The sequence below is a fragment of the Ochrobactrum sp. A-1 genome, from assembly GCF_022488005.1.
Classification (GTDB): domain Bacteria; phylum Pseudomonadota; class Alphaproteobacteria; order Rhizobiales; family Rhizobiaceae; genus Brucella.
This window is the reverse complement of the sequence record NZ_JAKVQC010000004.1, coordinates 470,450-493,203: the sequence shown is the minus strand read 5'-3', so window position 1 is coordinate 493,203 and position 22,754 is coordinate 470,450. Positions and strand designations below refer to the sequence as shown.

Sequence of the window (22,754 nt, the reverse complement as noted above, 5' to 3'; positions counted from 1 at the left end):
TGGTCAATATTCTGGAATATGCGTAAAATAAACCGGTGGGGAGCCGTCTAAGATGAAATCTGATCCGCAGGGTCAGCGGGATATTCTCATTGTTGGTGGCGGCATTGTCGGCGTCGCGACAGCTGCCTTGCTTGCCGAGGCGGGACGTCAGGTTCTGGTCATCGACAGAAGCGGTATTTGCGAGGAAACCAGTTCAGGTAATGCGGCGGCGCTTGCTTTCTCCGATATTCTGCCGCTGGCTTCCAAAGGCGTGATGCGCAAAGTGCCGGGCTGGCTGATGGACCCGCTCGGGCCTTTTTCGATCCGTCCCTCCTATTTTCCAAAAATGGTGCCGTGGCTTTATCGGTTCTGGCGCGCGAGCAGTGCGGATGCGCTGGCAAAAACAGCGATTGCACAGGCCGATATCATGCGTCTTGCCGGCAGCGAGATGATGGCGCTGATCGACAGGGCAGGGCTGCGCGACAGGCTGCGCGAAAATGGCAATCTGGAGCTTTATGAAAGTGAAGCCGAGCTTGCGGTCTCTCAGCCGGGCTGGGATGTCCGCGAGAAGGCGGGCATCGCCTATGAACATGTGCGCGGCAACCGGCTTGCTGAATTGCAGCCGGGCTTGAGCCCGCGTTTCGTTGCTGGAACTTTCGTTCCTGGCTGGAAGAATGTCAGCGATCCCAAACTGTTCGGCAAGGCCATCTGGGCCTATGCCGAAAGCAAGGGCGCGCACTTTCTTCAGGCGAAAGTCACGAGTGCAAGACCAGGTAATGGTGGGGCGAGCATTCGCCTCGAGGATGGAACCGAAATCAAGGCGGCGCATCTTGTCCTGATGGCCGGTGCATGGTCGCGCGACCTTGCCAAAGGATTTGGCGATGCGGTGCCGCTCGACACCGAGCGCGGCTATAATACGACATTGCCGGTCGGCAGTTTCGATGTGAAGCGACAGTTGACCTTCCCCGGCCACGGTTTCGTTGTCACGCCGATGGAAACCGGCTTGCGTGTCGGTGGTGCGGTGGAATTCGGCGGTCTCGACCTGCCGCCTAATTTCGCACGATCCGAAGCCATGCTGAAGAAAGCTTCCATGTTCCTGCCGGGTCTTCGCACCGAGGGCGGGCGGCAATGGATGGGCTATCGGCCGTCCATGCCGGATTCAGTGCCGGTTATCGGCAGGGCTTCGGCTGGCGGCAATATCTATTATGGCTTCGGCCACGGCCATCTCGGCCTCACGCAATCGGCTGCGACCGGGCGGCTTATCCGCGATCTCATCACGGGTGCCGTGCCTGCAATCGACATTGAACCTTTCAAGCCACAACGTTTTCGGAACTGACCATCATGGCAAGACATTCCTTCTTCTGCGTCGACGGACATACATGCGGCAACCCCGTGCGTCTGGTGGCAGGCGGCGGGCCGAACCTCGAAGGTTCGACCATGATGGAAAAGCGGGCGCATTTTCTCCGCGAGTATGACTGGATCCGTACCGGTCTCATGTTCGAGCCGCGCGGCCACGATATGATGTCCGGTTCCATCCTTTATCCGCCGACGCGCCCCGATTGCGATGTCGCTGTGCTGTTCATCGAAACGTCCGGCTGTCTGCCGATGTGCGGTCATGGCACCATCGGAACCGTGACGATGGCGATAGAGCAGGGTCTGGTGACGCCGAAGACGCCGGGCAAGCTCAATCTCGATACGCCTGCCGGTCTGGTGGCGATCGAATATGAGCAAAACGGCCAGTATGTCGAGCGGGTTCGTCTCACCAATGTTCCGGCTTTCCTTTATGCCGAAGGGCTGGAAGTTGAATGCCCCGACCTCGGAAACATCAAGGTCGATGTGGCTTATGGCGGTAATTTCTACGCTATCGTCGAGCCGCAAGAAAATTACACGGATATGGAAGATTATTCCGCTTTGCAGCTGATTGCATGGAGCCCGATCCTGCGCCAGCGGCTGAACGAGAAGTACAAGTTCCAGCATCCTCTGCTGCCCGATATCAACCGTCTGAGCCATATTCTGTGGACCGGCAAGGCGAAACATCCGGAAGCGCATGCCCGTAACGCAGTCTTCTACGGTGACAAGGCAATCGACCGTTCGCCATGTGGCACCGGTACGTCTGCGCGTATGGCGCAACTGGCCGCCAAGGGCAAATTGAAGCCTGGCGATGAGTTCGTGCACGAATCCATTATCGGGTCGCTTTTCCACGGCCGTGTCGAGCGTGCTACGGAAGTGGTAGGTCAGGACCGTACATTGCCGGCAATTATCCCTTCAATTGCTGGCTGGGCACGCATGACGGGATATAATACGATCTTTATCGATGATCGCGATCCCTTTGCACATGGGTTTACGGTCGCGTAAAGTGGGTACGGCTGGTAAATTTCATACTGGCTCCCAATTTTTTGGCTTTCGAGCCGTGTAGAAAATGTGGAATAAGGCGTCCTGGGTAGGAGAAAAAAACATATACAGGACGTTTAGTAGGGGACATAACTAGTTTGTGGAAGGATGATGCCCTTAGTCTTTTGTCTGAGACAAAAGGGGGTTGCATTCCTCTATACAGCCGTTAGGTGTAAATAGCCGGGAATAAAATGAAGGCGCACGAAATAAAGATGCGTCAAAAAATCCCGGGCGGTAAAATGGGTGGCTTCTCGATGGAATATTTCTTCCAGCAGGTGATCAACGGGCTCGCGCTCGGCTCGATCTATGGCCTGATCGCCATCGGCTACACGATGGTCTACGGCATTATCGGCATGATCAACTTTGCTCATGGCGATGTCTTCATGCTCGGTGCCTTCATGGCGCTGATTGTTTTTCTAATCATCACAACCTTCATTGGAGCATTGCCTATTGCGCTGATGCTTCTTCTGATGATGGTCGTCGCCATGTTGCTGACGGGGTTGTGGAGTTGGACGATCGAGCGCGTGGCCTACCGGCCGCTGCGTGGTTCGTTCCGCCTCGCACCGTTGATCACGGCTATCGGCATGTCGATTGCCTTGTCCAACTTCGTCCAGGTGACGCAGGGGCCACGTAACAAGCCGGTGCCTCAGCTTCTGAACGGTTCCTACAATATCCTGGGGACCAATGTGACGATCTCGCTGAAGCAGGTTGTGGTCATCGTGGTAACAGCGGTGCTGCTGACGATCTTCTGGTATATCGTCAATCGCACCTCGCTCGGTCGTGCGCAGCGTGCCTGTGAGCAGGATCGCAAGATGGCGGCGCTTCTTGGCATCAATGTCGATCGCGTCATTTCGCTCACCTTCGTGATGGGTGCGATGCTCGCGGCGGTGGCCGGTACGCTCTACCTTTCCTTCTATGGCGTGATTTCCTTTGCCGACGGCTTCATCCCCGGCGTCAAGGCGTTCACGGCGGCTGTTCTGGGCGGCATCGGCTCGCTTCCGGGCGCTGTGGTCGGTGGCTTGCTCATCGGTCTCATCGAGGCATTGTGGTCGGCGTATTTCTCGATCGACTACAAGGACGTTGCTGCGTTTTCGATCCTCGCCATCGTGCTGATCTTCATGCCGTCCGGCATTCTTGGCCGTCCTGAAGTCGAAAAGGTTTAATCATGGCTGCACAGTCGAGTTCACGCCCGGATTCCCTTTTTGGCCGGGCCATTCGTGAAGGGTTCTTCGCCGGTCTTCTGGCTCTGGGCCTCTTCTGCCTCATCATCGGTTTCAAGACCGATCAGAACATCAACAACGAACTGGTGCTCGTTCAGCGCTGGGGCACGCTGGCCGTTATGGTCGCACTGGCTGCGGTTGGTCGCTTCCTGTTCGTCGCCTTCCTCCAGCCAACCCTGGAAGCGCGCAAGCTTGCCAAGAGCAAGCAGCCGACCGCTGCGGTCGAAAGCCCGTCTTTCGTGCGCCGCAACTTCTCGCGCCTCGGCGTTGCCTTCCTCTTTGTCTACCCGATCCTGATCGTCGCCTTCCTCGGCTGGCAGGGATCGCTCAAATGGGTCGATAATTTCGGCGTCCAGATCCTCATTTATGTGATGCTGGCCTGGGGCCTCAACATCGTCGTGGGTCTCGCTGGTCTTCTCGATCTGGGTTACGTCGCCTTCTATGCAGTGGGCGCTTATTCCTATGCGCTGCTGTCGGCCTATTTCGGCCTGTCCTTCTGGATGCTGCTGCCAATTGCCGGTATTCTCGCCGCGACCTGGGGTGTTATTCTGGGCTTCCCGGTCCTGCGTCTGCGTGGTGACTATCTCGCCATCGTGACGCTTGCCTTCGGCGAAATCATCCGACTGGTTCTTATCAACTGGACCGATCTCACCCGCGGCACATTCGGCGTTTCCGGCATTGCCAAGGCAACCTTCTTCGGCCTGCCTTTCAATGCCAGCAAGGATGGCTTTGCCGCTCATTTCGGCCTCACCTTCTCGGCGGCGCACTACAAGTTCTTCCTCTATTACGTCATCCTTCTGCTGGCGCTCCTGACTGCCTGGGTCACCATCCGTCTGCGCCGCATGCCGGTTGGCCGCGCATGGGAAGCACTGCGTGAAGATGAAATCGCCTGCCGTTCGCTCGGCATCAACACCACCACGACCAAGCTCACGGCTTTTGCCACGGGCGCGATGTTCGGTGGTTTTGCCGGTTCTTTCTTTGCCGCGCGTCAGGGCTTCGTCAGTCCGGAATCCTTCGTGTTCCTCGAATCCGCAGTCATTCTCGCCATCGTCGTTCTGGGTGGCATGGGCTCGCTGGTGGGTATCGCCATTGCCGCGATCGTCATGATCGGCGGCACGGAAATCCTGCGTGAAATGAGCTTCCTGAAAGCCATTTTCGGGCCTGATTTCACACCGGAACTCTACCGTATGCTCATCTTCGGCATCGCCATGGTCGTGGTCATGGTCTGGAAGCCGCGTGGTTTCGTCGGAAGTCGAGAACCGAGTGCCTTCCTGCATGAGAAGAAGATGGTGTCGGGTGCCTTTACCAAGGAAGGGCACGGCTGATGGCGGAGATAAGCACTATGTCTGGCACGGCGTCCGGCAACACTGAAAAAGACACCATCCTTCAGGTCGAGCATCTCTCGATGCGCTTTGGTGGTCTCGTGGCCATCAACGATCTGAGCTTCAATGTGAAGCGCGGGGATATCACGGCAATCATCGGCCCGAACGGTGCAGGCAAGACCACGGTCTTCAATTGTATCACCGGCTTCTACAAGCCGACGGGCGGCATGCTGACGATGAACCGGAAAACGGGCGACAAGTTCCTGCTGGAGCGCCTGCCTGACTTCCAAATCACCAAGCAGGCCAAGGTGGCGCGTACTTTCCAGAACATTCGCCTGTTTTCAGGCCTTACCGTTCTGGAAAACCTGCTGGTCGCGCAGCACAACACGCTCATGCGCTCGTCGGGCTATACGATCCTCGGCCTTCTCGGTCTGCCCGGCTACAAGTCGGCGGCGAAGGACGCGGTTGAAAAGGCGCGTTACTGGCTGGAGAAAATCAACCTGATCGGTCGTGCGGACGATCCGGCGGGCGATCTGCCCTATGGCGATCAGCGCCGTCTGGAAATCGCCCGCGCCATGTGTACCGAGCCGGAAATCCTTTGCCTCGATGAACCGGCCGCTGGTCTCAATCCGCGTGAATCGGCTGAGCTTAATAAGCTCCTGCTCGATATCCGCAAGGAAACCGGCACGTCGATCCTGCTGATCGAACACGACATGTCGGTGGTCATGGAAATCTCCGACCATGTGATCGTGCTGGAATACGGCACCAAGATTTCCGACGGTGCGCCGGAAGAAGTCAAAAACGATCCACGCGTTATTGCCGCTTATCTCGGCGTCGACGACGAAGAGATTGCCGAGCTTATTGAAGAGGCGGATAAGCCGGGTGTTGCCGATCCGGCACATCTGGTCGCCGCTCAGCTTGCCGAGGAAGCCATCGAGGAAGAAATTGCCGAAGAGACGGGCGAAGCACCGTCAGGACGCGCTTCTCTCGCCGGTGGCCTGGCCACAGCACGCGGCGGCAAGGCCGACAATCTGACCCTCATCAAGGGCATCGGCGCGGTCAACGAGAAGAAGCTTAACGAACACGGCATCTATCATTTCGATCAGATCGCCGCTTGGACCGAAGCGGATATTGTGGAAGCTGAAACCTATCTGGAATTCGACGGACGTATCGCGCGCGAAGACTGGGTCGGACAGGCCAGGCAGCTCGCCGCCGGTCAGGCGACCGAGTTCTCCGAACGCGTTGAATCAGGCGATGTTCCGACGAGCCATAAGACTGCTCCCGTGAAAGCTGGCAAGAGTGGGGCTGCGAAAAGCAGCGGCGCAAAACGCGCCAAAGCCCCGACAAAAGCTTCTGCCAAGCCGAAGAAGGGAGGCGAATGATGCAGGCTGAAACCATGCAGAAAAAGCAACCGCTTCTGGCCGTCGAGAAGGTCGAGACCTATTACGGCAATATTTGCGCCCTCAAGGGCATCGACCTCACCGTCGACGAGGGCGAGATCGTGGCGCTGATCGGCGCCAACGGCGCCGGTAAATCGACGCTTATGATGACGATCTTCGGTTCACCGAAGGCACGTACCGGCCGTATTCTCTTCAACGGCAAGGATATCACATCCATGCCGCCGCACGAGATTGCCAAGCTGCGCATTGCGCAGTCGCCGGAAGGCCGTCGCATCTTTCCGCGCATGACGGTTCTGGAAAATCTCCAGATGGGCGCAAGCCTCGATAATCAGCAATATTTCGAAGAAGACGTAAAGCTGATGTTCGACCTGTTCCCGCGTCTGAAGGAACGCATCAACCAGCGTGGCGGTACGCTTTCGGGCGGCGAACAGCAGATGCTGGCAATCGCCCGCGCGCTGATGGCGCGTCCGAAGCTTTTGCTTCTCGACGAACCGTCGCTGGGTCTTGCGCCGCTGATCGTGAAGCAGATTTTCGAGGCGATCAAGGAACTGAACCGTACACAGGGACTGACGGTGTTTCTCGTCGAGCAGAACGCATTCGGTGCGTTGAAGCTCGCAGACCGCGGCTATGTGATGGTCAACGGCTCGATCACCATGAGCGGCGCTGGCCGCGAATTGCTGGCCGATCCGGAAGTCCGCGCTGCCTATCTCGAAGGCGGAAGGCACTAGGAGGAAATCATGCAGGGTATTCTCTACGAAGAATCGTCGTTCTGGTTGTTTTTCCTCATCACCTGTCTGCTGGGCGGCTGGGCCGCCTGGATGACGGGGCGTGCCTGTGCTTCGACGTGGCGCACCTATCCGCAGCTTCTGCTCTATCTGATCCCGCTGGGAGCTGCGGTGCGCTTCATCCACTTCGCGCTGTTTGAGGGAACGCTTCTTTCGTTCCACTACTATCTGGTTGATGTAATCGTACTGATGATTATCGGTACGGTTGGCTTCCGCTACACCCGTACCAAGCAAATGGTGCGGCAATATAGCTGGCTTTATGAAAAAGCCTCACCTCTCAGCTGGAAGGCAAAATAATTTTAAAGCTTCGCCGTCATGCGGCGAAGCTTTTTTGTAAGATCACGTTGACAGTAATAAGATTCAGCGTAGATATTGCTGAGTAATCAGCAAGAAAATAAGGCGATGCAAAACATCGTTTCGGGGTAAATACAATGATGGGAGTTCCAACAATGAAGAAATCGCTTTTCGCAGGCGTTGCTCTTGCAGCAGTTATGGCTTTCGGGGGCTCGGCTTGGGCTGACGTTGTTCTGGGTATCGGTGCACCTCTGACCGGTCCGAACGCCGTTTATGGCGCGCAGATCCAGAAGGGCGCGGAAGCCGCAATCAAGGAAGTCAACGATGCGGGTGGCATCAATGGCGAGAAAATCTCGATCTCGCTCGGCGATGACGTTTCGGATCCGAAGCAGGGCATTTCCGTTGCCAACAAGTTCGCAGCCGACGGCGTGAAATATGTCATCGGTCACTTCAACTCGGGCGTTTCGATTCCGGCTTCGGAAGTCTATGCCGAAAACGGCATTCTCGAAATCTCGCCCGCCGCGACCAACCCGGTCTATACCGAGCGCCAGCTCTGGAACACGTTCCGCACATGCGGCCGTGACGACCAGCAGGGCATCGTGGCCGGCCAGTACATCTTCGACCATTTCAAGGATGCGAAGATCGCCGTCATTCACGACAAGACCCCTTACGGTCAGGGCCTTGCCGACGAAACCAAGAAGAAGCTCAATGAACTTGGCACCAAGGAAGCCCTTTATGAAGGCGTGAACGTTGGTGAAAAGGACTTCTCCGCTCTGATCGCCAAGCTCAAGCAGGCTGGCGTGACGGTGGTTTACTGGGGCGGCCTGCATCCGGAAGCCGGTCTCATCATCCGTCAGATGGCTGACCAGGGCGTGAAGGCCCAGTTCATCTCTGGTGACGGCATCGTGTCGAACGAACTGGCCTCGATCGCAGGTCCCGCTGTCGAAGGTACGCTGAACACCTTCGGTCCCGATCCGCGCAACAATCCGAACAATGCCGATCTGGTGAAGAAGTTCCGAGACGCCGGTTTCGAACCGGAAGCCTACACGCTCTATTCCTATGCGGCTGTTCAGTCGCTGGCGCAGGCCGCAAAGGCTGCCGGCAGCAACGATCCGCAGGAAATCGCCAAGGCGCTCAAGGAAAAGGGTCCGTTCAAGACTGTGCTTGGCGACCTGTCCTATGACGATAAGGGCGATCCGAAGCTGCCGGGCTACGTCATGTACAAGTGGGAAAAGGGTGCTGACGGGAAATATACTTACATTCAGCAGTAAGTTTTCCTTATATTCTTTCCCGATGAGTTGAGATGCCCGGCTTTGCGCCGGGCATTTTCGTTTTCACGCTTCTGTTCCGCATAAAGTCATGCGGAAAAAGCAGGATATAGACGAAATCATTACTTTACTTCCCCATCGGGCGTGATTGTATCTATCTTGATGATTAGACGTAGAGCGATTCTCTATGCTTAGTGTCGTTTTCTGGTGGGAGGACCAGTTTCAACGCGGGCGGTTTCAAGCCCGAATTGCGTTCATGGGGCTGACGCAATCTCCCATTCGAAGATTAGGGTTTGCGCGTGATGGCTCTGCCGTCGCTGTTGAACCTACAAAATTTGCGGCGATCTGATCCGGTCGGATTGCCGCTCTGAATGAGTGTTTTGATGCGTATTCCGAAACCTTTTCAGGCTTTCGGGCTGCGTTTAGTGGGAGCAACTGAAATGAAGAAATCCTTATTCTGCGGCGTCTGCCTTTCGGCACTGGTTGCGATGGGCGGCGTATCCTTCGCTGACATCCAGCTCGGCGTTGGCGCACCTCTGACCGGCAGCCAGGCGGCTTTCGGCGAGCAGATCAAGCGCGGTGTCGAAGCGGCAGTCGCAGAAGCCAATGCCAAGGGTGGCATGAATGGCGAGCAAATCACCATCGTCTATGGCGATGACGCTGCCGATCCGAAGCAGGGCATTTCTGTTGCGAACAAGTTCGTAGGCGACGGCGTTCAGTTCGTCATCGGTCACTTCAATTCTGGCGTCAGCATTCCGACTTCCGACATCTACGCAGAAAACGGCGTGCTGATGATCGCGCCCGGCACCACGAATCCGACCTTCACCGAGCGCGAACTGTGGAACACCTTCCGCACCTGCCGTCGCGATGACCAGCAGGGCATCGTTGCCGGCAAATATATGGCCGACAATTACAAGGACGGTAAGGTCGCCATCCTTCACGACAAGACCCCTTACGGTCAGGGCCTTGCCGACGAAACCAAGAAGTCGCTCAACGACAATGGCATGAAGGAAACGCTCTACGAAGGTGTGAACCAGGGCGACAAGGATTTCTCCGCACTCATCTCCAAGATGAAGGCTGCTGGCATCACCGCTGTTTACTGGGGCGGCATGCATCCGGAAGCGGGTCTGCTCATCCGTCAGATGGATGATCAGGGCCTCAAGGCACAGTTCATTTCCGGCGATGGTATCGTGTCCAACGAACTCGCCTCGATCGCCGGCGATGCTGTGGGTGGCGTCATGAACACCTTCGGTCCCGATCCGCGCGACGACAAGTCGAATGCGGAACTCATCAAGGCTTTCCGCGACAAGGGCTTTGAGCCTGAAGCCTATACTTTCTATGCCTATGCCGGTGTGCAGTCGCTGGTCAACGCCGCCAATGCTGCCGGAAGCAACGACCCGCAGGAAGTTGCGACTGCGATGAAGGAAAAGGGTCCGTTCAAGACAGTGCTTGGCGACATCTCCTTTGATGCCAAGGGCGATCCAAGCCTTTCGCCTTACGTCATGTTCGAATGGCGCAAGGGTGAAGACGGCAAGTATAATTACTTCCAGAAGTAATGGAGAATTTCCAGCAAAAGCGCGAAGCGGTTTTGTGTTGGATAATGCGAGAACACAGATGCTTAGAGCGGTTCTGATGATTGCTTCATAATAGGAACCGCTCTTGTGCCTGATATATTAGCATAAAGTGCTACAAAATTCATCAATCTGCCCGGCGTTTAGTCGGGCATTTTGTTTTTATCTCCCGGTTGCACAGTTTGTTTGCGCTTGTGTCTATTGCAGGTTAAGCAATGGCGCCTTTGTCATTGCAGTTAGGGAGATCTGCCTTGTCTTTCGCCCAAAAGCCTATCCGGAAAATTCTGGTCGCCAACCGATCTGAAATCGCAATTCGCGTATTCCGCGCCGCCAATGAGCTAGGGCTCAAAACGGTGGCCATATGGGCTGAGGAAGACAAACTTTCCCTGCATCGCTTCAAAGCCGATGAAAGCTATCAGGTTGGTCGCGGCCCACATCTGGATCGCGATCTCGGTCCGATTGAAAGCTATCTTTCCATTGATGAGATTATCCGCGTCGCCAAGCTTTCAGGTGCCGATGCGATCCATCCCGGCTACGGCCTTTTGTCGGAGAGCCCGGAATTTGCCGAGGCCTGTGCAGAAAACGGCATTATTTTCATCGGCCCGAAGCCGGAGACTATGCGCCGCCTTGGCAACAAGGTTGCGGCACGCAATCTTGCCATTGAAATCGGCGTACCGGTGGTTCCGGCCACTGACCCGCTTCCTGACGATATGGAGGAAGTGAAGAAGCTTGCGGCAGAAATCGGCTATCCGCTGATGTTGAAGGCGAGCTGGGGCGGTGGCGGTCGCGGTATGCGCGCCATCCGCGCGGAAGCCGATCTTGCCCGCGAAGTGACGGAAGCCAAGCGCGAGGCCAAGGCTGCATTCGGCAAGGATGAAGTTTATCTCGAAAAGCTCATTGAACGCGCGCGCCATGTCGAAGTGCAGATATTGGGTGATACGCATGGCAATGCGGTTCATCTTTTCGAGCGTGACTGCTCGATCCAGCGCCGCAACCAGAAGGTCGTGGAACGGGCGCCGGCACCTTATCTGGATGGCGCGCAGCGGCAGGAGCTGGCTGGCTATGGTTTAAAGATCGCCCATGCCACCGATTATATCGGTGCGGGTACTGTCGAGTTCCTGATGGATGCCGATAGCGGCAAGTTCTATTTCATTGAGGTCAATCCGCGCATTCAGGTTGAGCATACCGTCACCGAGCAGGTGACTGGCATCGATATCGTCAAGGCGCAGATCCATATTCTGGAAGGTTTTGCAATCGGCACGCCGGAATCAGGCGTGCCGCGCCAGGAAGATATTCGCCTTAACGGCCATGCGCTTCAGTGCCGTATCACCACGGAAGACCCGGAACAGAACTTCATTCCTGATTACGGACGCATTCAGGCCTATCGCTCGGCATCGGGCTTCGGCATCCGTCTGGACGGCGGTACGGCCTATTCGGGTGCGTTCATCACCCGCTATTACGATCCACTGCTTGTCAAGGTGACCGCTTCAGGCGCAACTCCTCTGGAGGCCATCCGCCGTATGGATCGCGCCCTGCGCGAGTTCCGTATCCGTGGTGTTGCGACGAACCTCACCTTCCTCGAAGCGATCATCAATCACCCGAAGTTTCAGGCAAACGACTATACAACGCGCTTCATCGACACAACGCCGGAGCTGTTCGAGCAGGTGAAGCGGCAGGATCGCGCCACCAAGCTTCTGACCTATATTGCCGACGTGACGGTCAACGGCCATCCCGAAACCAAGGGGCGTGCAAAGCCGGCTAAGGATGCGGCCAAGCCGCGTGTGCCGTGGTTCGGCGATAAGCCGGTTGTTGATGGCACCAAGCAGCGTCTGGATCAGCTTGGGCCGAAGAAGTTCGCGGAATGGGTGCGCAACGAAAAGCGTGCGCTGATTACCGATACGACCATGCGAGACGGCCATCAGTCGCTTCTGGCGACGCGTATGCGCACTTACGACATTGCCCGCATTGCCAATTCCTATGCGCAGGCGCTGCCGAATCTGTTTTCGCTGGAATGCTGGGGCGGTGCGACCTTCGACGTTTCGATGCGCTTCCTCACCGAAGATCCGTGGGAGCGTCTGGCACTGGTGCGTGAAGCTGCGCCAAACCTTCTTCTGCAGATGCTTTTGCGCGGTGCAAACGGCGTCGGTTATAAATCCTATCCCGACAATGTCGTAAAATATTTCGTGCACGAGGCGGCACGGGGCGGCATTGATCTGTTCCGCGTTTTCGATAGTCTCAACTGGGTAGAGAATATGCGCGTGTCGATGGACGCGGTGCTGGAGGAAAACAAGCTCTGCGAAGCGGCTATCTGCTACACGGGCGATATCCTCAATCCTGAACGCGCCAAATATGATCTCAAATATTACGTCAATCTGGCGAAGGAAGTTGAAAAAGCCGGCGCGCATATCATTGCGGTGAAGGATATGGCGGGGCTTTTGAAGCCTGCCGCAGCCCGTGCCCTGTTCAAGGCGCTGCGCGAGGAAACCGATCTGCCGATCCATTTCCATACGCATGACACGTCGGGCATTTCGGCGGCAACTGTGCTTGCCGCGATTGATGCGGGCGTGGATGTGGTCGATGCGGCGATGGACGCGCTCTCCGGCAACACATCGCAGCCTTGCCTTGGTTCGATCGTCGAGGCGCTGCACGGTTCAGAACGCGATCCGGGGCTCGATCCGGATTCGATCCGCCGCATCTCCTTTTATTGGGAGGCTGTGCGCAACCAGTATGCGGCCTTCGAAAGCGACCTCAAGGGACCTGCTTCGGAAGTTTACTTGCATGAAATGCCGGGCGGCCAGTTCACCAACTTGAAGGAGCAGGCCCGCTCTCTGGGACTGGAAACCCGCTGGCACGAGGTGGCGCAAGCCTATGCCGATGTGAACCGCATGTTCGGCGATATCGTCAAGGTCACGCCATCCTCCAAGGTCGTGGGCGACATGGCGCTCATGATGGTCAGTCAGGACCTCACGGTTGCCGACGTCGAAAATCCGGCAAAGGACATTGCTTTCCCGGATTCCGTGGTGTCGATGATGCGTGGTGATCTCGGTCAGCCGCCATCGGGATGGCCGAAGGCGTTGCAGAAGAAAATTCTGAAGGGCGAAGAGCCGTTCACCGTGCGTCCCGGCGCCCTGCTGGAGCCCGCCGATCTGAATGCCGAGCGTGAAGGGTTCGAGGAAACGGTCGATCGCAAGATTTCCGATCAGGAATTCGCGTCGGCGCTGATGTATCCGAAGGTGTTCACCGATTATGCTTCCGCGCAGGAAACCTATGGTCCAACAAGCGTTCTGCCGACACCGGTCTATTTCTATGGCCTGAAGCCGGAAGAAGAAGTCTTCGTCGATCTGGAACGCGGCAAGACGCTGGTGATCGTTAATCAGGCGATGAGCGAGACCGACGAGAAGGGCACGGTGACGGTGTTCTTCGAGCTGAATGGCCAGCCACGCCGCATCAAGGTGCCGAACCGTGCCAAAGGCGCTTCCGGCGGTGTCCGCCGCAAGGTGGAAGCCGGAAACGACAAACAGGTCGGCGCGCCGATGCCGGGTGTCGTCTCCACGGTTGCTGTTGCGACTGGCCAGACGGTTACGCAGGGCGACGTGCTGCTTTCTATCGAGGCGATGAAGATGGAAACTGCTATTCATGCCGAGCGCGATGGCAAGATCGCGGAAGTGCTGGTGCGCCCCGGCGAACAGATCGATGCGAAGGATTTGCTCGTCGTCTATTCGGAATAGTTATGGGCTTCAGCCGAAGCGGATCAATCTTCTGATCGCGTTCCAGGTCTCCTTTTCCCTCATCCTGAGGAGCCGTTGAAAACGGCGTCTCGAAGGGCGAGGGAAATGCACAACGCCTGCCCTCGTCCTTCGACAGGCTCAGGATGAGGGGGAAGCGTAGCGGCCCGTCAGACCGTAACTGTCGCTTTCGCAGTCGTTAAAAGCATCAGAAATATTAATGCAGTGCCTGTCAAAAGGCACGGCTTTTGTTTGCGCTTGCAGGGCTTCCAAAATCTGCTATGCATGTTTGTGCCGATTTATGCATGATTGTGCATGTTGAAAGAGGTGACGGTGACAGAGCTTCTGCTTCACGAAAGACAGGCGCGCATTCAGGAACTGCTGCAACAGTCGGGTCGCGTGCTGGCAACCGAGCTGGCGGAAAGCTTCGGTGTGTCCGAGGATACGATCCGGCGCGATCTGCGCGAGTTGGCGGCGGCAGGGCTCTGCAAGCGTGTCTATGGTGGTGCGTTACGCGCGGTGCTTGAACCTTCTCCGCTTGCAGAACGGGATTCCGAGCGACCACTGGCGAAGGCCGCACTGGCTGCCGTCTTGGTAGGACTGGTCAAGCCAGGCATGACGGTGTTTCTCGATGCGTCTTCGGTGAACACGGCGCTGGCGCGGCTTTTGGTCGAACGCGGCGAAGCTATCACCATCGTCACCAATACGCCGTCCATTGCTGCAATTCTCATGAGATCGCCGGAGATTGAGCTGATCATGATCGGCGGCCCAATCGACCGGCGGGTCAGCGCCGCAGTGGGCGCACGCGCGTTGCGCGACGCCGAGCTGTTGCGTCCTGATCTTTGCGTTTTGGGTGCATGCGGTATTGCTGCCGAAATCGGCGTGACGGCACTGCATCTGGACGATGCGGAATTCAAACGGGTGATTGCCGGACGCAGCCGGATAGTGGCGCTTGCTATTACAAGCGACAAGCTTGGTACGGTTGCCGCCCATGACGTCGTTCCCTTGGACGATGTCGGTGTCATGGCTGTCGAATATGATGCGGATGAAGCAGCGCTTGCGCCCTATGCGGCTTCAGGTATGAAGATTTTACGTGCGGCAGCGGACCGCAACTGAGGGATAGATGGAACAGGTTTCCGGACGAGAAGATGCGGCGCCTGCACGCGCGCCGATTATAACCAGAGAGCGGATTGCCGTTGCACTTCTCTTTCTGATGAATGGCTATATTTTTGGTGGCTGGGCCCCGAAAATCCCGGAGTTTGCCGAGCGCCTCGGACTTGATAGTGCCGGAATGGGACTGATGATCCTCGTCTTTGGCCTTGGTTCTCTGGCCATGATGCCGGTCGCAGGTGCGCTTTCTGCGCATCGCGGTTCTGGTATGGTGGTGCGCATTTTTGCACTTGCCTTTATCCCGGCGCTGCTCATCGTCGCACTGGTGCCGAATGTGGTCACGGCTGTGATCGTTATGTTTTATTTCGGCGGGACCATGGCTGCGATGGATGTCTCCATGAATGCCAATGCGGTGGCTGTCGAGAAAAAGATGCGCCGGGCAATCATGTCATCCTGTCACGCTTTCTGGAGCCTTGGCGGCCTCATCGGCGCTGCCACGGGCGGCTTTCTCATCGCGCAATTCGGATCGACTGTTCATGCGCTGGTCACGACGATTGTCGCCGCTATCCTGATCGCCATCGCCTGGCCCTCGATCATCCCGGACACGGAGCATCATCATCCCAGCGGCGAAAAGCAGAAGCTTACCTTGCCACGCAATCCTCTGCCCTGGCTTGTCGGTGTCATGGCGCTGTTTTCCATGGTACCGGAAGGGGCGATTCTCGATTGGGGTGCCTATCATATGCGCCAGGATTTGGGCGCTTCCGTTACGGTGGCGGGCTTCGGCTTTGCGGCCTTTTCGGGTTCAATGGCGATCATGCGTTTTGCAGGCGATCTGGTTCGCGACCGGTTCGGTGCGGTTACAACCCTGCGTGCCTGCACGGTCATTGCCATCATCGGAATGCTGATCGTCGGTTTTGGAAACAGTTCGGCAACCGCGATTATCGGCTTCGCGATCTGCGGGGTCGGTATTTCCAACATGGTGCCGATAGCCTTCTCGATGGCTGGCAACATGCCGGGTGTCAATCCGAGTGTCGGTCTGTCCATCGCAACGACGCTCGGCTATTCGGGTATGCTGGTGGCGCCGTCGCTGATTGGTTTTGTCGCAAAGCATAGCGGCTTCGGCGTGGTGTTTCTGGCGCTTCCGGCCTTGTTGCTGGTCGTGCTGGCCTTCTCAAGCCTGGCCCGATACGCCGACCATAAGCATTGAACTTTCTTATGACGCGCATCCCGAAAACCGGTTCCCACTTTTCGGGATGCGCTACTCTGCCGTCCAGCCGCCATCGACAGGAATGGCAGCGCCGTTGATCTGCGCTGCCGCATCGCTTGCGAGGAAAGCGGCAACGGCGCCAATCTGTGCGGTAGTGACAAATTCCTTCGTTGGCTGTTTGTCCAGCATCACTTCGCGGATCACGCTTTCGCGGTCCATGTGATAGGCCTTCATCTGGTCCGGTATCTGCGCCTCGACAAGCGGGGTCAGGACATAGCCGGGGCAGATGGAATTGGCGGTGATCTTTGCGGTTGCAAGTTCCAGCGCCAGCGTTTTGGTGAAGCCGACAATGCCGTGCTTGGCGGCCACATATGCCGACTTGAACGGCGATGCCACGAGGCCATGCGCTGAAGCGATATTGATTATGCGGCCCCAGCCGCTCTTACGCATATGCGGGATCGCGGCAGCAGAGGTGTGAAAGGCCGATGTCAGGTTGATTGCGATGATGCGGTCCCATTGGTCAGGTGGAAACTCTTCGACCGGAGATACATGCTGGATACCGGCATTGTTGACGAGAATGTCCGCGTGGCCGAACCGCTTCACCGTTTCTGCGATGAGCTTGCGGCATTGGTCGGCCTTCGACATATCGGCTGCTATATAGACCACGCTGACACCATGTTCCGAGCCCAGCTTGGCCGCGAGCGCGTGATCCTCGTCACGGTCGGTGAATGAGTTGATCACGACGTTTTGTCCCGCCGCCGCCAGCGCATGGGCTATACCGAGGCCGATCCCGGAATTTGATCCGGTGACGATTGCGGTCTTGCGGGCAGTTGCGTCGGTCATGGGCAGGATCCTCCTTGTGGTCACGACATAATGAGAGGGCGACATTGCGTCGGCAAGCGATTATATAAAGCGAAAGCCGGATATACGCAGACCCAGATAAATGCGGGCGTTGACAATCGCGTCGCGCTGCGTCACCTGAAAACAGGTACAGTTAAGAACAGAGCAAAATGTCTTCCGAGACCGTCAGCTATTTTTCGCATCCATTTCCTCGCCGCCAATCGGTTGGCGTCAGTGTCGGTGGCGTTATCGTCGGCGGCAGTGCGCCCGTCGTCGTGCAGTCAATGACCAACACGGACACGGCGGATGTGGATTCCACGGTCGCGCAGGTGGCTGCACTTCACCGAGCCGGTTCGGAAATCGTGCGTATTACGGTGGATCGTGATGAATCGGCGGCCGCTGTTCCGAAAATTCGCGAACGGCTGGAGCGACTTGGCCATGATGTGCCTCTGGTCGGCGATTTCCATTATATCGGTCATAAGCTGCTCGCCGATCATCCGGCCTGCGCGGAAGCGCTTGCAAAATATCGTATCAATCCGGGCAATGTCGGTTTCAAGGACAAGAAGGACAAGCAGTTCGCCGATATCGTCGAAATGGCGATCCGCTATGACAAACCGGTGCGTATCGGCGTGAACTGGGGGTCGCTCGATCAGGAATTGCTGACCACGCTGATGGATCGCAATCAGGACGCTGGCGCGCCATTGAGCGCACAGGAAGTCATGCGCGAAGCCATTGTGCAGTCGGCTCTGATTTCCGCCAATCTTGCTGAAGAGATCGGTCTTGGCCGCGACAAGATCATTCTGTCGGCCAAGGTCAGCCAGGTGCAGGACTTGATCGCCGTCTATACGATGCTGGCGCAGCGTTCCAATCATGCGCTGCATCTGGGCCTCACCGAAGCTGGCATGGGCACCAAGGGCATTGTCGCTTCGTCGGCGGCCATGGGCATTCTGCTGCAGCAGGGCATTGGCGACACGATCCGCATTTCGCTGACCCCGGAACCCGGCGGCGACCGCACCCGCGAAGTGCAGGTATCGCAGGAATTGCTCCAGACTATGGGCTTCCGACAGTTCATCCCTATCGTTGCGGCATGTCCCGGTTGCGGACGCACGACGTCGACCGTGTTTCAGGAACTGGCGCAGACCATTCAGGACGATATTCGTCGCAATATGCCAGTCTGGCGCGAGAAATATCCGGGCGTGGAAGCGCTCTCGGTTGCTGTGATGGGCTGCATCGTCAACGGTCCGGGCGAGTCGAAGCACGCGGATATCGGCATTTCCCTTCCCGGTACGGGCGAAACGCCGTCCGCACCAGTCTTTGTCGATGGCAAGAAGGTCACGACGCTGCGTGGTCCTGCCATTGCCGAGGACTTCCAGAAGATGGTTGCCGATTACATCGAGAACCGCTTCGGGCTTGAGCAGAAGGTGGCATCTGGTCAGAACTAAGCTGTACAGATGACCGCGCGTGTCGCGGCTTCTGGCGTCGTTTTTAGCGTTGCTGCCCAGAAGATGAGCGTGACAAGGCTGATGCCTGCGCCGAGCAGGCAAACGCCATTCCAGCCTGCATGAGCATAGATCCAGGTTGAAACTGCCGAACCGCTTGCGCTGCCGATGGAATAGAAAACCATGTAGGCGGCGGTGAGCCTGTTTTGTGCGTCCGGTCGCACACGGTAGATCATCGCCTGATTGGTGACGTGGACGGCCTGAAGGCCAAAGTCGAGTATCAGCACGCCTGCGATCAGCCAGAGCAGCGAATGCCCCAGCAGGGCTATCGGTCCCCATGAGAAGAACATCAACAACAAGGCGAAGCCTGTCATGCGCTGGGCATGACCGCGATCCGCCACGCTCCCGGCACGCGATGCGGCGAGCGCTCCGGCTGCACCTGCGAGCCCGAACAGACCGATCTCAGCATGGCTCAGTTCGAAGGGTGGTGCACTAAGCGGCATAACCATTGGGGCGAGCAAAGTGGTGATATTGGCGAAGATCAGCATCGCGATGATGGCGCGAATGCGCAGCACAGGCTCGGAACGAAACAGCGTCACGAGCGACAAAATGAGTGCCGGATAGCTGAGGCTTGTCTGCTGTCGTTTCTGGTCTGGGAGGTTGCGCCAGAGCATGAACGCGATCAAAAGCGTGAGAATGGCGGAAACGAAATAGACGCTGCGCCAGCCACCAATGTCGGTGAGGACGCCAGCTATCGCGCGCGCCAGCAATATACCGAGCACAATGCCACTGGTTACGATGCCGACCACATGGCCGCGTCGCGCCGGTGTTGCGAGGTTGGCCGCGTAGGCGACAAGTGCCTGTGTGACGACGGCGAGTAATCCCATAAAGGCCATGGCGACCAGAAGCACGGTGGCATTGGCCGCAAAACCGATTGCAATCAGGGACAGGACCGACAGAAGAAAATGCGTGATGATGAGTTTGCGCCGGTTGAGCAGATCGCCGAGCGGAACAAGGAAAATCAGACCAATTGCATAACCGAGCTGGCTGGCAGCGACGATGAGGCCTGCTGTTGAGCGCTTGAGGCCAAGGTCATCGGCCATCACATCAAGTAGCGGGTGAGCGAAATAGACATTGGCTACCGCCAGTCCGCTTGCAGCCGCAAACAGAAAAAGAGTGGTGGAAGAAAGCAAAGGGCGCGCATCAGGGTTCGCGGACAGCGTTGTTGCCGCGTCGGTTGAAGTTTGCATGATGGACTCCTAAAATGGTTTCAAAATGAAACCATTTTGCATATAGCGTAAAAGGTTTTATATTGCAACCAGATTGCAGTCGATGGAGTGAACATGGTTCGGAAGAAAAGCATGAAAGGCGATTATTGCCCGAGTGCGCGGGCGCTTGATGTCATTGGAGACTGGTGGTCGCTGCTGATCGTGCGCGAGGCTTTTGACGGCGTGACGCGCTTCAGCACCTTTCAGAAGAATCTGGGGATCGCCCGCAATATTCTCTCGGAACGCCTGCGCAAGCTGACGGGCGAGGGGATCATGGAATCCGTTCCGGACCCCAATGGCGGGGCGCATCAGGAATATCGCCTGACGGCAAAAGGGCGCGATCTGCTGCCTGTTATTGTGTCGCTCCGGCAATGGGGTGAAAAGCACCTCTTTGCGCCGGGCGAGACACATTCACGCCTCGTCGACGGCGTTTCAGGCGAGGATGTAGCGGCGCTCGATGTTCGCGCTCAGGACGGACGCGTGCTTTCAGCTGATGATGTGGTCCTCATTAAGGTACGCGAGGACGATCTGTAAATTTTAGCTCTGGCGTTCGGCGATGAAGCGGGCGGCCTGCTTCAGGATGTCCGCATCCTTGCCGAAAGGCGCCAGCAGGCTTTCCGCTTGGGCAACCAGTCCGGACAGTTGCTTGCGCGTCCAGTCGATGCCGTGAAGTGATACCAGCGTGGCTTTTCCGGCGGCGGCATCCTTGCCGGTCGCCTTGCCCATCGCCTCTGCGTCGGCAGTGACGTCCAGAAGATCGTCCGCCAACTGGAAGGCAAGGCCGATGGCCGAGCCGAATTCGGCCATACGCTCACGGTCTTCGCTGGATGCATTGGCGATGATGGCTCCGGCTTCGCAGGCGAAACGGATCAGCGCGCCGGTCTTCATGGCCTGCAGCGTGATAATACCGGCTTCGTCGGGCTTGCTGGTTTCGGCCATCAGGTCGAGAGCCTGTCCGCCCACCATGCCTCCGAGGCCGGATGCGCGGGCAAGCGCTGAAACCAGTTGCACGCGAATTGCTGCATCGAGATTGGTTTCATCCGACGAGATGATATCGAAAGCATAGGTCAGAAGGCCGTCACCCGCCAGAATGGCGGCGGCTTCATCAAATGCCTTGTGCACTGTCGGCTGACCGCGCCGCAGATCATCGTCGTCCATGGCTGGCAGATCGTCATGGACAAGCGAATAGCAGTGAATGCATTCGAGAGCGGCAGCAACACGCAGAACAGCGTCGCCACCTTCGCCGAACAAAGCGGCACTTTCGACAAGGAGAAAAGGCCGGAGGCGCTTGCCGCCATTCAGGACACCGTGGCGCATGGCAGCGAGCAGCCGTTCCGGGCGGGCGATTTCTCCCGTCCTGAGGCGCTGGTCCAGAAGGCCCGTCAGTACCATTTCCACTTCCATGGCGCGATGGTTGAGAACGGCGGTGAAATCGGTCGACAGCTTTTCCATGGCAAAGGGGATGGACGAAAGCGCTGAATTGGTCAACTGGCCACAACGATCAGCACAGGCTTTTTCATTTGAACGTCACGAAACGGCGCGTTTCGACTTGTTTCCCCGGTTGGATTATGGAATCCGGTTCAAACTTATTAAGGAATGGTTTATGTCGCTTGGGGGAAGGTAGCAGGCGGTGGCAGTGGCAAAAATCATCATCAAGAGCAAAGATGGACGCAATTATCTGGCAGATCCCGTTTGGGGTGCCCGGATTGCTCTCGCGCTCAAGATCCTGGTGATTCTGGCCGTATTGCCGATTTTCCTGCTTCTTGTGTATTCCGTGCCCTTCGTCCGCCCGATTTCGACCCTGATGGTCAAGGACTATGTTCTGTTTCAGGGGGTGGACCGCAGATGGGTCAGTATCGATGACGTCGCGCCAGTTCTCGTCAATTCGGTGATGATGGCTGAGGATGGTCAGTTCTGTAGCCATGGCGGGGTGGACTGGCATCAGCTTGGGCTGGTTCTGGACGATGCGGGCGAGGGTGGCCCGAGCCGCGGCGCTTCCACAATCACGATGCAGACCGTGAAGAACCTCTTCCTCTGGAATGGGCGCTCTTATGTCCGCAAGGGGCTCGAATTTCCGCTAGCGCTGGCTGCTGACGGTATTCTGTCCAAAAAGCGCATTATGGAAATCTATCTGAATATCGCCGAGTGGGGACCGGGCATTTACGGGATCGAGGCCGCCGCCCAGCATTATTTCAAGCGTCCGGCAGCAAAACTCAACGCGCAGCAATCCGCATTGCTTGCCGTCACGTTGCCGAACCCGGCTTTGCGCAATCCAGCCAAGCCGACGCGGAACATGCAGCGCATTGCCCGGATCGTTGCCGGGCGCGCTGCACGGTCGGGACCCTATGTGGTTTGCGTGCAATAAATACGCGATACGAAAAAAAGATCAGACTCCCGCTGGTCAAACGCCGTTAGAGCGTGTATAGGCACGTGACTTTCCGGAATTTTGTCCGATGTGACAGGCTCTTCGGGGCCGTGCCGGACGTTTATTGACCGATCAGTGGAGCTGGATCCATGGCAGTACCAAAACGAAAAACGTCTCCGTCGAAGCGCGGCATGCGCCGTTCGGCTGACGCTCTCAAGGCCCCGACCTATGTCGAGGATAAGAACTCGGGCGAACTTCGTCGTCCGCATCATATCGATCTCAAGAGCGGTATGTATCGCGGCCGTCAGGTCCTCGAAGCTAAGGAATAAGTCTGAAGCTGCATTGCAGCCGAAGGATGGTTTTCAAGAACGCCGTTTCCGGTTTCCGGAAGCGGCGTTTTTTTACGATAATTTTATAATTGTAAGATGATTTCATAAATATAATCTGTATTTGATCACTTTTTGATTACTTGGTAAAAAAACAAAGTTAAGCCGCATTGCGCTATGATGAATAGTGTGTGGTTTTATTTTAATTTGATTGGTAATTGATATGGACTACATTCTTAAAACA

Annotated in this window: 19 protein-coding genes; 16 read left to right on the top strand and 3 right to left on the bottom strand. The window is 56.9% G+C overall.

Features of this window, described 5'->3' with window-relative positions:
* Nucleotides 1-52: 52 nt before the first annotated feature.
* From MKS82_RS11960 to MKS82_RS11905, 12 genes are all read left to right on the top strand, one after another.
* Complete coding sequence (locus MKS82_RS11960; protein ID WP_109989029.1) at nt 53-1,315, top strand: NAD(P)/FAD-dependent oxidoreductase; 1,263 nt, start codon at nt 53-55, stop codon at nt 1,313-1,315.
* Between the two features lie 5 nt (nt 1,316-1,320).
* Complete coding sequence (locus MKS82_RS11955; RefSeq protein WP_109989028.1) at nt 1,321-2,334, top strand: 4-hydroxyproline epimerase; 1,014 nt, start codon at nt 1,321-1,323, stop codon at nt 2,332-2,334.
* Nucleotides 2,335-2,624: 290 nt separating this feature from the next.
* Complete coding sequence (locus tag MKS82_RS11950; protein ID WP_109989046.1) at nt 2,625-3,533, top strand: branched-chain amino acid ABC transporter permease; 909 nt, start codon at nt 2,625-2,627, stop codon at nt 3,531-3,533.
* A 2-nt stretch (nt 3,534-3,535) separates the two neighbouring features.
* Nucleotides 3,536-4,915 carry a high-affinity branched-chain amino acid ABC transporter permease LivM gene (livM, locus tag MKS82_RS11945; RefSeq protein WP_109989027.1) on the top strand — a complete coding sequence of 460 codons (1,380 nt, stop codon included), beginning with the start codon at nt 3,536-3,538 and terminating at the stop codon, nt 4,913-4,915.
* Entirely contained in the window at nt 4,915-6,294 is a 1,380-nt protein-coding gene (locus tag MKS82_RS11940) for an ATP-binding cassette domain-containing protein (RefSeq protein ID WP_109989026.1), read from the top strand. The genes livM and MKS82_RS11940 overlap by 1 nt, the downstream gene beginning before the upstream one ends.
* A complete protein-coding gene (locus MKS82_RS11935) occupies nt 6,294-7,040 on the top strand; it encodes an ABC transporter ATP-binding protein (RefSeq protein WP_061347978.1) in 747 nt (248 codons plus the stop codon). Before MKS82_RS11940 ends, MKS82_RS11935 begins: the two co-directional genes overlap by 1 nt.
* A 9-nt stretch (nt 7,041-7,049) precedes the next feature.
* A complete protein-coding gene (locus MKS82_RS11930; protein ID WP_109989025.1) occupies nt 7,050-7,394 on the top strand; it encodes a DUF6867 family protein in 345 nt (114 codons plus the stop codon).
* Nucleotides 7,395-7,546: 152 nt separating this feature from the next.
* A complete protein-coding gene (locus MKS82_RS11925) occupies nt 7,547-8,662 on the top strand; it encodes a branched-chain amino acid ABC transporter substrate-binding protein (RefSeq protein ID WP_109989024.1) in 1,116 nt (371 codons plus the stop codon).
* A gap of 437 nt (nt 8,663-9,099) precedes the next feature.
* The gene (locus tag MKS82_RS11920; RefSeq protein ID WP_109989023.1) at nt 9,100-10,215 is read left to right on the top strand and encodes a branched-chain amino acid ABC transporter substrate-binding protein; all 1,116 of its coding nucleotides are present in this window, start codon (nt 9,100-9,102) and stop codon (nt 10,213-10,215) included.
* Between the two features lie 266 nt (nt 10,216-10,481).
* Nucleotides 10,482-13,958, top strand: coding sequence for a pyruvate carboxylase (gene pyc, locus MKS82_RS11915; RefSeq protein WP_109989022.1), 3,477 nt, complete (start codon nt 10,482-10,484; stop codon nt 13,956-13,958).
* 312 nt (nt 13,959-14,270) lie between these two features.
* Entirely contained in the window at nt 14,271-15,071 is an 801-nt protein-coding gene (locus MKS82_RS11910; protein WP_109989021.1) for a DeoR/GlpR family DNA-binding transcription regulator, read from the top strand.
* A 7-nt stretch (nt 15,072-15,078) separates the two neighbouring features.
* On the top strand, nt 15,079-16,272 hold the full coding sequence (locus MKS82_RS11905; protein WP_109989020.1) for an MFS transporter: 1,194 nt from the start codon (nt 15,079-15,081) through the stop codon (nt 16,270-16,272).
* Nucleotides 16,273-16,323: 51 nt separating this feature from the next.
* Here the strand turns inward: MKS82_RS11905 and MKS82_RS11900 are convergent, their stop codons facing one another.
* Complete coding sequence (locus MKS82_RS11900; RefSeq protein ID WP_109989019.1) at nt 16,324-17,115, bottom strand: 3-hydroxybutyrate dehydrogenase; 792 nt, start codon at nt 17,113-17,115, stop codon at nt 16,324-16,326.
* Between the two features lie 167 nt (nt 17,116-17,282).
* On the opposite strand from MKS82_RS11900, the gene ispG reads away from it, so the two are divergent.
* Entirely contained in the window at nt 17,283-18,554 is a 1,272-nt protein-coding gene (gene ispG, locus MKS82_RS11895) for a flavodoxin-dependent (E)-4-hydroxy-3-methylbut-2-enyl-diphosphate synthase (RefSeq protein ID WP_109989018.1), read from the top strand.
* Here the strand turns inward: ispG and MKS82_RS11890 are convergent.
* On the bottom strand, nt 18,551-19,801 hold the full coding sequence (locus tag MKS82_RS11890; RefSeq protein ID WP_240578882.1) for an MFS transporter: 1,251 nt from the start codon (nt 19,799-19,801) through the stop codon (nt 18,551-18,553). The two genes, ispG and MKS82_RS11890, sit on opposite strands and share 4 nt — an antisense overlap.
* A 93-nt stretch (nt 19,802-19,894) precedes the next feature.
* On the opposite strand from MKS82_RS11890, the gene MKS82_RS11885 reads away from it, so the two are divergent.
* On the top strand, nt 19,895-20,353 hold the full coding sequence (locus MKS82_RS11885) for a winged helix-turn-helix transcriptional regulator (protein ID WP_109989016.1): 459 nt from the start codon (nt 19,895-19,897) through the stop codon (nt 20,351-20,353).
* 3 nt (nt 20,354-20,356) lie between these two features.
* Here the strand turns inward: MKS82_RS11885 and MKS82_RS11880 are convergent, their stop codons facing one another.
* Entirely contained in the window at nt 20,357-21,271 is a 915-nt protein-coding gene (locus tag MKS82_RS11880) for a polyprenyl synthetase family protein (protein ID WP_109989045.1), read from the bottom strand.
* A 184-nt stretch (nt 21,272-21,455) separates the two neighbouring features.
* Here MKS82_RS11880 and mtgA point away from each other — a divergent pair, with 184 nt between their 5' ends.
* Together mtgA and rpmF are read left to right on the top strand one after the other, a co-directional pair.
* Complete coding sequence (mtgA, locus tag MKS82_RS11875) at nt 21,456-22,184, top strand: monofunctional biosynthetic peptidoglycan transglycosylase (RefSeq protein WP_176038049.1); 729 nt, start codon at nt 21,456-21,458, stop codon at nt 22,182-22,184.
* Nucleotides 22,185-22,333: 149 nt separating this feature from the next.
* Nucleotides 22,334-22,513, top strand: coding sequence for a 50S ribosomal protein L32 (gene rpmF, locus MKS82_RS11870; RefSeq protein WP_006467787.1), 180 nt, complete (start codon nt 22,334-22,336; stop codon nt 22,511-22,513).
* Nucleotides 22,514-22,754 lie beyond the last annotated feature (241 nt).

Coding starts and splice junctions, on each gene's coding strand:
- MKS82_RS11960 (WP_109989029.1), top strand. CDS start 53: ATGAAATCTGATCCGCAGGGTCAGCGGGATATTCTCATTGTTGGTGGC.
- MKS82_RS11900 (WP_109989019.1), bottom strand. CDS start 17,115: ATGACCGACGCAACTGCCCGCAAGACCGCAATCGTCACCGGATCAAAT.
- rpmF (WP_006467787.1), top strand. CDS start 22,334: ATGGCAGTACCAAAACGAAAAACGTCTCCGTCGAAGCGCGGCATGCGC.
- MKS82_RS11930 (WP_109989025.1), top strand. CDS start 7,050: ATGCAGGGTATTCTCTACGAAGAATCGTCGTTCTGGTTGTTTTTCCTC.
- MKS82_RS11880 (WP_109989045.1), bottom strand. CDS start 21,271: ATGGAAAAGCTGTCGACCGATTTCACCGCCGTTCTCAACCATCGCGCC.
- MKS82_RS11940 (WP_109989026.1), top strand. CDS start 4,915: ATGGCGGAGATAAGCACTATGTCTGGCACGGCGTCCGGCAACACTGAA.
- MKS82_RS11910 (WP_109989021.1), top strand. CDS start 14,271: ATGTTGAAAGAGGTGACGGTGACAGAGCTTCTGCTTCACGAAAGACAG.
- livM (WP_109989027.1), top strand. CDS start 3,536: ATGGCTGCACAGTCGAGTTCACGCCCGGATTCCCTTTTTGGCCGGGCC.
- MKS82_RS11885 (WP_109989016.1), top strand. CDS start 19,895: ATGGTTCGGAAGAAAAGCATGAAAGGCGATTATTGCCCGAGTGCGCGG.
- MKS82_RS11950 (WP_109989046.1), top strand. CDS start 2,625: ATGGAATATTTCTTCCAGCAGGTGATCAACGGGCTCGCGCTCGGCTCG.
- MKS82_RS11935 (WP_061347978.1), top strand. CDS start 6,294: ATGCAGGCTGAAACCATGCAGAAAAAGCAACCGCTTCTGGCCGTCGAG.
- MKS82_RS11925 (WP_109989024.1), top strand. CDS start 7,547: ATGAAGAAATCGCTTTTCGCAGGCGTTGCTCTTGCAGCAGTTATGGCT.
- ispG (WP_109989018.1), top strand. CDS start 17,283: ATGTCTTCCGAGACCGTCAGCTATTTTTCGCATCCATTTCCTCGCCGC.
- MKS82_RS11890 (WP_240578882.1), bottom strand. CDS start 19,801: ATGCAAACTTCAACCGACGCGGCAACAACGCTGTCCGCGAACCCTGAT.
- MKS82_RS11920 (WP_109989023.1), top strand. CDS start 9,100: ATGAAGAAATCCTTATTCTGCGGCGTCTGCCTTTCGGCACTGGTTGCG.
- MKS82_RS11905 (WP_109989020.1), top strand. CDS start 15,079: ATGGAACAGGTTTCCGGACGAGAAGATGCGGCGCCTGCACGCGCGCCG.
- MKS82_RS11955 (WP_109989028.1), top strand. CDS start 1,321: ATGGCAAGACATTCCTTCTTCTGCGTCGACGGACATACATGCGGCAAC.